Source organism: Nitratireductor thuwali (assembly GCF_036621415.1).
GTDB lineage: Bacteria > Pseudomonadota > Alphaproteobacteria > Rhizobiales > Rhizobiaceae > Chelativorans > Chelativorans thuwali.
This window is the reverse complement of the sequence record NZ_CP030942.1, coordinates 26,370-35,000: the sequence shown is the minus strand read 5'-3', so window position 1 is coordinate 35,000 and position 8,631 is coordinate 26,370. Positions and strand designations below refer to the sequence as shown.

General features: G+C 64.5%; 7 protein-coding genes (1 of these 7 cut by a window edge). 3 read left to right on the top strand and 4 right to left on the bottom strand.

The features are described from left to right. Nucleotides 1–602 carry the 5' portion of a GntR family transcriptional regulator gene (locus NTH_RS20715; protein WP_338532122.1) on the bottom strand. Its footprint begins 163 nt before the window's first position, so the window shows 602 of its 765 coding nt (coding positions 1–602); the start codon lies at nucleotides 600–602; its stop codon lies off the left edge, out of view. 390 nt (nucleotides 603–992) lie between these two features. Here NTH_RS20715 and NTH_RS20710 point away from each other — a divergent pair, with 390 nt between their 5' ends. Genes NTH_RS20710 through NTH_RS20700 form a run of 3 tightly spaced genes read left to right on the top strand, consistent with a single transcriptional unit; the run spans nucleotide 993 to nucleotide 4,476 of the window. Beyond that, entirely contained in the window at nucleotides 993–2,495 is a 1,503-nt protein-coding gene (locus NTH_RS20710; protein WP_338532121.1) for a sugar ABC transporter ATP-binding protein, read from the top strand. Beyond that, a complete protein-coding gene (locus NTH_RS20705; RefSeq protein ID WP_338532120.1) occupies nucleotides 2,492–3,496 on the top strand; it encodes an ABC transporter permease in 1,005 nt (334 codons plus the stop codon). The genes NTH_RS20710 and NTH_RS20705 overlap by 4 nt, the downstream gene beginning before the upstream one ends. Nucleotides 3,497–3,519: 23 nt before the next feature. Next, on the top strand, nucleotides 3,520–4,476 hold the full coding sequence (locus NTH_RS20700) for an ABC transporter substrate-binding protein (RefSeq protein WP_338532119.1): 957 nt from the start codon (nucleotides 3,520–3,522) through the stop codon (nucleotides 4,474–4,476). Between the two features lie 140 nt (nucleotides 4,477–4,616). Here NTH_RS20700 and NTH_RS20695 read toward each other — a convergent pair whose 3' ends face one another. From NTH_RS20695 to deoC, 3 genes are read right to left on the bottom strand one after another with little or no spacing between them, the layout of a single operon-like run. Beyond that, nucleotides 4,617–5,069: an RbsD/FucU family protein gene (locus NTH_RS20695; RefSeq protein WP_338532118.1), complete on the bottom strand. Its 453-nt coding sequence runs from the start codon at nucleotides 5,067–5,069 to the stop codon at nucleotides 4,617–4,619. Between the two features lie 53 nt (nucleotides 5,070–5,122). Beyond that, nucleotides 5,123–7,507 (bottom strand): aldehyde dehydrogenase family protein, encoded by a 2,385-nt coding sequence (locus NTH_RS20690; protein ID WP_338532117.1) that lies wholly within the window; start codon nucleotides 7,505–7,507, stop codon nucleotides 5,123–5,125. A gap of 19 nt (nucleotides 7,508–7,526) precedes the next feature. Continuing rightward, entirely contained in the window at nucleotides 7,527–8,456 is a 930-nt protein-coding gene (deoC, locus tag NTH_RS20685) for a deoxyribose-phosphate aldolase (protein ID WP_338532238.1), read from the bottom strand. Nucleotides 8,457–8,631 lie beyond the last annotated feature (175 nt).

Here is an 8,631-nt window from a genome sequence, read left to right as displayed (position 1 = left end):
GCCGGCAGGGCACAGGCGCGCATGCGTTGCAGCGCCTTTTCGGGACACGCGCCCGCCGCCCGCAGCGAGGCGTACAGGGACTCGCCCACTTCTTCGATGGATCCGAGCAGGCTCGCCGGCACCACCGCCAGCTCGACCGCCAGCGGCAGATCGTCGGCAAGGCGCAGGCGGTGCAGCCTCAGCACGCTCTCTCCCGGCGCCAGACCGAGCGCCATGGCCTCGTCGGAACTTGCGCGCGCATAGCCCCTTTCCAGCCAGCGATGGCGGGGAACATGCCCCAGGGAGACCATGTCCTGGCTGAACCCGGTCAGCATGGACAGCGATTGCTGGATCCGCTCACCGCCGCTTACATAGGTGCCCGAGCCGTGGCGCTGCTGCAGCAATCCCTCCTGCACCAGCAGTTCCAGGGCCTTGCGGATGGTCACGCGCGACAGGTTCGTCGCCGCCACTATGGCCCGCTCCGAAGGCAGCGCCTCGCCCGATTTCAGGCTGCCTGCGTTGATGAGCGTCCTCAGATGGTTGGCCAGCTGCATATAGCGCGGCGTCGGATTTCCCTCGTCAATTGGCGCGGTTCCCAGCAACAGGCTGCCACTCTTGCTCATTCGCTGTCTTTCCTTCTTGAGGCCGAACGTTTTCGCCCGCCACCAGTCCAACTATTTGCCACTTTTACACAACGAGCAACTACCGGCCCCGTCAGGCCCTCGTTCATCCGGGAATCCCGCAGGGTGGCCGCGGAAGAAGCGGGGAAGGCTCCGGGGCACGCCTGGGATCGTCGAAGCCGACGAAATCTGTTGTAATCACCCCGCCAACGCTTAGAATGGCCGTGCAATCGATTACATAATGGGCGTTCTCTTAAGGGGCGTTCTACAGAACGATCCTGTAACGGGCGCAACCATCACCTGGGGAGGAGATGTCTTGACGATAAAGGAGGAGGTGCGCGGTGGGGTGGCTATCGACCCGCCGCGGCACAAGAGGGCACGGGCAAGGACGCGATGACGGATGCCGTGCTGTCGCTTGACGGCGTCTCGCATCGATTCGGCACGATTCAGGTGCTTTTCGACGTCGATTTCGGTCTGCGGCCGGGCGAGGTCCATGCGCTGATCGGCGAGAACGGCGCCGGCAAGTCGACCATGATGAAGATCCTGGGCGGCTATCTCGAGCCGAGTGAAGGCAATGTGCTTCTCGACGGCCAGCCCGTCAGGTTCACATCCCTGCGCGACGCCGAAGCGGCCGGCATCATCATGATCCATCAGGAGTTCAACCTGGCCCTCCAGCTCACGGTCGAGGAGAACATCTTCCTCGGACGGGAGATATGGCGCGGCCCGCTCCTGGATCACAAGGCGATGCAGGCGCAAAGCAGAACGCTGCTGGAGCGTCTGAACTGCCCGCTCGATCCGAGCAAGAAGGTCTCCGAGATCTCCGTGCCCAGCCGGCAGATGGTCGAGATCGCCAAGGCGCTCGGCCGCAATGCCCGCATCCTCATCATGGACGAGCCGACCGCGGTCCTGACCAACCGGGAAACCGACGTCCTGCTGGAGCAGATCGAAAGGCTGCGCGCCGCCGGCACTGCGATCCTCTACACCTCCCACAAGCTCGACGAGGTCAAGCGCATCGCCGACCGCGTCACCGTTCTGCGCGACGGCCATCGCGTGCTGCAGGCCGACGCGAGCCAGCTTACGGAGCACAGCATGGCAGAGGCCATGGTCGGCCGCGAACTGAGCGGGCTTTTCCCCGCAAAGGCAACCCCGCAGGACGAGACGGTGCTCGAAGTCGAGGGCCTGACGGTGCCCGGACATGTAAAGGACGCCTCGTTCAAGCTGCGCCGGGGCGAGGTGCTTGGTTTCGCCGGGCTGGTGGGATCGGGCCGCACCGAATTGATGGAAGGCATCGTCGGCCTCCGTCCGTCGACCGGCCTCGTCAGGGTCGGCGGCAAGGTTTTAAAGCCGGGTTCCGTGCAGGCCGCGCGCCAGGCCGGCCTCGTCTACCTGACCGAGGACCGCAAGGAGAAGGGCCTGCTCCTGGGCAAGTCGCTGCGCGAGAACCTGACGCTTTTGGCGCTCGACCGCTTCACGGGCGTGACCATCGATTCGCGCGCCGAGGAGCGGGCGCTCAGCCGCGCCATCGAGGAGTTCGACATCCGCGCCGGAGACCGGCGGATGATGGCGGGCAATCTGTCGGGCGGCAATCAGCAGAAGCTTCTCCTGGCCAAGACCATGCTGGCCGAACCCGACATCGTCATCATCGACGAGCCCACGCGCGGCATCGACATCGGCACCAAGCAGCAGATCTACGGCTTCATCAGCAGGCTCGCCGCACAGGGCAAGAGCGTCATCGTGATCTCGTCCGAACTGCCCGAAGTGATCGGGCTGGCATCACGCGTCGTCGTCATGGCATCCGGCCGCATAGCCGGCGAGGTCGAGGGCGCCAAAATCACCGAGGACGCCATCCTGCGTCTGGCAATGGGCCTTTCGGAACGAAGGGCGGAGGCAGTATGACCGAAGCAACACTGGGCGCACTCGACAAGGCCAAGCTGCGCCGGCTGAATTTCCACGTGCTGGGACCTCTTCTGGCCCTGATCGTCCTGATCATCCTCGGCGCCATGCTTAACCCCAACTTCCTGAGCTATGGCAACGTGACCAACGTCCTGGCGCGTTCGGCCTTCATCGGCATCATAGCCGTGGGAATGACTTTCGTCATAACGGCGGGCGGCATCGATCTGTCGGTCGGCTCGATGGCGGCCTTCGTTGCCGGCGTCATGATCCTCTTCATGAACTCGCTGATCCCATATATGGGCATCGGCATACCCCTGATCATGGCCGGCATGGCCGTGGCGATCATTACCGGCTTTGCGGCCGGCTGGATGAACGGCTTTCTCATCAGCAAGGTGAATATAGAGGCCTTCATCGTCACGCTCGGATCGATGGGCATCTATCGCAGCCTCGTCACCTGGCTCGCCGACGGCGGCACGCTGTCGCTCGATTTCGAGCTCCGCAGCCTTTACCGCCCGGTCTATTATGACGGCCTTCTCGGCGTAAGCTGGCCGATCATCGTCTTTGCGATCGTCGCCATTCTCGGCGAACTCGTCATGCGCCACACCGCCTTCGGCCGCCATTGCGCGGCAATCGGCGCCAACGAGCAGGTGGCGCGCTATTCCGCCGTCAAGGTCGACCGGGCGCGCATGGCAACCTACGTGCTGCTCGGCATGCTCGTGGGCGTCGCCACCATCATGTACGTGCCTCGGCTGGGCTCGGCCTCCGGCTCCACCGGCGTGCTTTGGGAGCTGGAAGCGATCGCCGCAGTGATCATCGGCGGCACCGTCCTCAAGGGTGGCTACGGCCGCGTCTGGGGCACCGTCGTCGGCGTCCTGATCCTCAGCCTCATCGACAATATTCTTAATCTCGCATCGATCGTCAGCCCCTATCTCAACGGCGCGATACAGGGCGTGATCGTCATACTCGCGGTGGTTCTGCAGCGAGAAAACAAGTCGGCAGACTGAACGACAACCAAGGGAGAGAGACCATGAAACGCAGAAATTTCCTGAAAGGCGCGGCACTTGCCGGGGCGCTTGCCGCCTCGACGGCGGCCTTCGCACAGGACGACACCAAGACGATTGGCGTTGCCATTCCTTCGGCCACGCATGGCTTCATGGGCGGCCTGAACTATCACGCGCAAGAGACGATCAAGCGCCTGGAAGAGACCTACCCCCAGCTGGATTTCGTATTGGCCACGGCCGGTAATGCCGGCAAGATGGTCAACGATATCGAGGACATGGTGGCGACCCGCGACATCGACGCGCTCGTGGTGCTGCCGTTCGAGAGCGAGCCGCTGACCTCCCCGGTCAAGGCCGTCGCCGACCAGGGCATCTGGGTCACCGTTGTCGACCGCGGTCTGTCCCAGCCGGGCATCGAGGATCTTTACGTCGCCGGTGACAATCCCGGCTTCGGCCGCATGGCGGGCGAATATTTCCGCGAGAACCTGGACGAAGGCGACAACATCGTCGTGCTGCGCGGTATTCCAACCACCCTCGACAACGAGCGGGTGGAAGCCTTCACGGCCGCCATCGAGGGCTCCGGCATCAACGTGCTCGACATGCAGCACGGCAACTGGAACCGCGACGACGCTTTCAACGTCATGCAGGACTTCCTGTCCAAATACGACGACATCGACGCCGTTTGGGCAGCCGATGACGACATGGCGATCGGCGTCATGGAAGCCATCGCCCAGGCCGGCCGCGAAGACGAGATGTGGGTGGTCGGCGGTGCCGGCATGAAGGAGATCATCAAGCGCATCATGGATGGCGACCCGCAGCTTCCGGTCAACGTGACCTATCCGCCAGCGCAAATCTCGACAGCCATTGAGCTGACCGCGCTCGGGCTCGTGTCCGACGCTCCGGTCACAGGCCGTTTCATCATCGGCTCTCAGCTGGTCACGCCGGAGAATGCGGAGCAGTTCTACTTCCCCGACAGCCCGTTCTGACCATACGAGGGCGCGCCAACGGCGCGCCCTCCTTTTCCCATTCCCGGATACCGGATATGGCGGCGGAGCAGGCTGAAGCGCCGCTTCGCAACCAGCGGTTCCCACCGTCCCTCTGCCTGTTCGTTCAGCCCCGTTGCCGCTCAACCATCGGGCGGAATAACGCCTTTGGTGAGCAGAAAGCAGCCGTAGAAGCGGGTCTCGCCCGTGGTGATCACGCAATAGGCTTGCTTTGCCTTTTCGTAGAAGGCGAAGCGCTCGATGCCATACATGGGGCTCGGCTTGCCCTCGGCCTTGTCGACGATCTTCTGCACCTCGGCCTGGACCGGCGTGATCTCGTCCGGCGCGCCCATCACTTCCATGCGGCCGACCGAGTTCTGCAGACCCGAATCGAGCGGCAGAACGGAAAGGATGGCCTCCATCGCGCGGGCGGCTGAAACATTGTCGATGCGCAACAGTTCGCCAAACGCGGTCTGCCGGGCGATGGCGTCCGAGGGAAAGTTGGTGTCCGAGACGACCAGCGTATCGCCATGGCCCATGGAGCGCAGCGCGTAAAGCACCTCGGCATTGAGCGTCGGGTCGATGTTCTTGAGCATAAGCCCCTCCCCCAAATGCCGCCTCGCGGCGGGCGATGCCAGACAGACCGTCCCTATTCGCCGTAGGGGATCCAGATGTTTTTCACGTCCGTCGCCCGCCGCAGGAAGAGCGGGCCTTCGGCCGCCGCCGTATCGTACCAATCGACGGCCTTGCCGTAGTCGACGAAAGTGCGTTTCAGATTGCCGGTCGAAAGCTTCTCGACCTCCGCCGAAAGCTCCGCATCGCCAAAGGCCCACACGGCGTCGACATCGTTGTGGGCGGCCAGCACCCGGCCGAGCTCCACCGCCGAGCCGGTGACGATGTTGACGACGCCGGCAGGCACGTCGGAGGTCTCCAGCACCGAATAGAAATCCGTGGCCGACAGCGGATGCGGTTCGCTCGGAATGGCAACGACGCGGTTGCCCATAGCAATCAGCGGCGCGACAAGGCTGACGAGGCCGAGCAGCGGCGCCTCTGGCGGGCAGACGATGCCGACGACGCCTTGCGGCTCGGGCATGGCGAGCGCCACGCCGCGCAGCGGCGGATTGTGCACCTGCCCGTCATATTTGTCGGCCCATGCGCCGTATGTGAAAAGGCGGGAGATCGAGGCCTCCACCTCGCGTCCGGCATTCGCCGCCGACACGCCGGTCATGGCGGCAATACGCTCAGCAAATTCTGCGGCCCGAGCACTCAGGTTCTCGCCTATATAGTAAAGTATCTGCGCCCTGTTATGGGCCGTGGCCTTGCCCCAGCCGGCAGCCTTGCGCGCGGCGGCGACCGCATTGCGGATGTCCTTGCGATTGCCCTCGCCCACTTCGCCCAGGAGCTTGCCCTTGGCCGAGACCACGGCGCGGGAATAATTGCCGTCGGGACGTGCCTGCTTGCCGCCGATGAAGTTCTTGGCGGTGCGGTCGACCGGCGGGGCGGCGAAGTCGTTCGCAACCGGCTTGAGCTCCGGCAGTTTCGCCGTCTTCCGCTCCTTCAGCCCCTGCCAGGCCTTCGGTTTCAGATATTCGTAGCAGCCTTCGCGCCCGCCCTCGCGGCCGAAGCCCGATTCCTTCTTGCCGCCGAAACCGGCTGCCGCATCAAAGAGATTGGTAGCGTTGACCCACACAACGCCCGCCTCCAGCCGCGCCGCGACATCGAGCGCGAGGCCGATCGTCTCGCTCCAGATGCTGGCGGCAAGGCCGTAGCGGGTGTGGTTGGCCAGTTGCACTGCCTCCTCGGGCGTACGGAACGTCATCGAAACGGCGACGGGCCCGAAAATTTCTTCCACCGCGACGGTCGAGGTCGGCTGCACACCGGTCAGCAGCGTGGGCGGATAGAAGCTGCCGCCCTTGGGCATCTCCAGCTTCGCCTGGTGCAGCACCGCGCCTTCCTCAACGCCCTTTTTGACCAGCGCCTCGATGCGCTGGAGCTGAACGGGCGCGACGATGGCGCCCATGTCGATGCACTTGTCGAGCGGTGGGCCCATGCGCAGCATTTCCATGCGGCGCTTGAGCCTTTCATGGAACAGGTGGGCGACGCCCTCCTGCACCAGAAGCCGCGAGCCGGCGCAGCAAACTTGGCCCTGATTGAACCAGATGGCGTCGACCACGCCTTCCACCGCTCCGTCGATATCCGCATCGTCAAATACGATGAAGGGCGACTTGCCGCCGAGCTCCAGCGTCAGCGACTTGCCGCTGCCCGCCGTCTTCTCGCGGATCAGCCGGCCGACCTCGGTCGAGCCCGTGAAGGCGATCTTGTCGACGTCCGGGTGGTCGACGATCAGCCCGCCCGTCTCGCCCTCGCCGGTGACAATGTTGAGCACGCCGGCCGGCAGGCCGGCGGCGGTCGCGATCTCGGCAAAGAGCAGCGCCGTCAGCGAGGTAAATTCGGCGGGCTTCAGCACCACCGTATTGCCCAGCGCGAGCGCCGGCGCGACCTTCCACGCCAGCATCAGGAAAGGAAAATTCCATGGGATGATCTGGCCGACGACGCCCACTGGCGCATGATCGGCAAACGCGCTTTCCTGAAGCTGCGCCCAGCCGGCGTGGTGGTAGAAGTGGCGGGCAGCCAGCTGCACGTCGAGATCGCGCGTCTCGCGGATCGGCTTGCCATTGTCGATGGCCTCGATCACGGCCAGGACGCGGCCGTTGCGCTGTATTGCGCGGGCCAGCGCATAAAGATGCCGCGCCCGCTCGTGGCCCGAAAGTTTCGCCCATGGCCCCTGGGCCTTCCGGGCCGCGGCGACCGCCGCATCGACGTCCTGCCTGCCGCCTCTGGCGAGCGTGGCGAGGCGCGCGCCGGTCGCCGGCTCGAAGGTCTCGAATTTCGCGCCATCGGCGGAAGGCGCGAAGGCGCCATTGATGAAATGCCCGAAGCTGCCGTCGTGGCCGGCCAGCCAATCGCGCGCTTCATTGTCGGATTCGGGGGCCGGGCCGTAATTCATCGTGTCGAAGTAATTCGCAACGCTCATGCTCTCACCATGTGGCCGCTCATCCGATCGCGTGTCTGTGGAAGGACGAGTAGGCGCCCGTGACGTGGTGCTCGAGCTGGCGCTCAATGTCGGCCAGAAGGCTCGAAGCGCCGATGCGGAAGAGATCGGGCTCCAGCCACTCGCGGCCCAGCTCCTCCTTCATCAGGAACTGATAGTTGAGCACGTCCTTGGCCGTCGAAATGCCGCCCGCCGGCTTATAGCCGACCTTGAAGCCGGTGCGCTCTTCATAGGCGCGGATGGCGCGAAGCATGGTGAGCGTCACGGCGAGCGTCGCGTTGACGCCCTCCTTACCGGTCGACGTCTTGATGAAATCGGCGCCCGCCATCATGCACACCAGCGAGGCGCGGGCCACATTGCGCAGTGTCTTCAGATCGCCGGTCGCCAGGATCGCCTTGACATGGGCATCGCCGCAGGCCGCGCGGTAGTCCCGCATCTCGTCATAGAGCGCCTGCCAATTGCCGGTCAGCACATGTTCGCGCGTGATGACGATGTCGATTTCCTCGGCGCCGTCGGCCACCGACGCCTCGATTTCCTTCACCTTGAGCGGATGCGGCGTAAGGCCCGCCGGAAACCCTGTGGAGACGGCGGCCACCGGAATGCCCGACCCGTCGAGTGCCTCCACCGCCGTCGCGACGAAGCGGTGATAGACGCAGATCGCGCCCGCCGTGATGCGTCTTCCGCCCATGCCGAGCGCGTCGATCAGGTCGGGACGCAGCGGGCGCATCGCCTTGGCGCAGAGGCGCCTGACGCGTTCGGTCGTGTCGTCGCCATTGAGCGTGGTCAGGTCGATGCAGGTGAGCGCCTTCAACAGCCAAGCGGCCTGCGCATCCTTCTTCACCGTGCGGCGCCCGGGAAGGGTCGCCACCCGCTTTTCCGTCGCCGACAGGTTGACGCGCGTATCCAGCACCCAACCGAGATCGAGCCCCATGCCGGGATTGCGCGGCCAATGATTGGAAGGCAGGCGATCGGTGTGCGCCAGTCTGCCTTCCGCTTTCTCCGCGGCAATCCGATGGGTCGCGAGATTCTGCAAACCGTTCTCCCTGCACTTCCGGCAACACGTCGGATGACGATGCCTTCATGAAATATCCCATTCCGCTGGAAAG

Coding starts and splice junctions, on each gene's coding strand:
- NTH_RS20700 (WP_338532119.1), top strand. CDS start 3,520: ATGAAACGCAGAAATTTCCTGAAAGGCGCGGCACTTGCCGGGGCGCTT.
- NTH_RS20705 (WP_338532120.1), top strand. CDS start 2,492: ATGACCGAAGCAACACTGGGCGCACTCGACAAGGCCAAGCTGCGCCGG.
- NTH_RS20695 (WP_338532118.1), bottom strand. CDS start 5,069: ATGCTCAAGAACATCGACCCGACGCTCAATGCCGAGGTGCTTTACGCG.
- NTH_RS20690 (WP_338532117.1), bottom strand. CDS start 7,507: ATGAGCGTTGCGAATTACTTCGACACGATGAATTACGGCCCGGCCCCC.
- NTH_RS20710 (WP_338532121.1), top strand. CDS start 993: ATGACGGATGCCGTGCTGTCGCTTGACGGCGTCTCGCATCGATTCGGC.
- deoC (WP_338532238.1), bottom strand. CDS start 8,456: ATGGGGCTCGATCTCGGTTGGGTGCTGGATACGCGCGTCAACCTGTCG.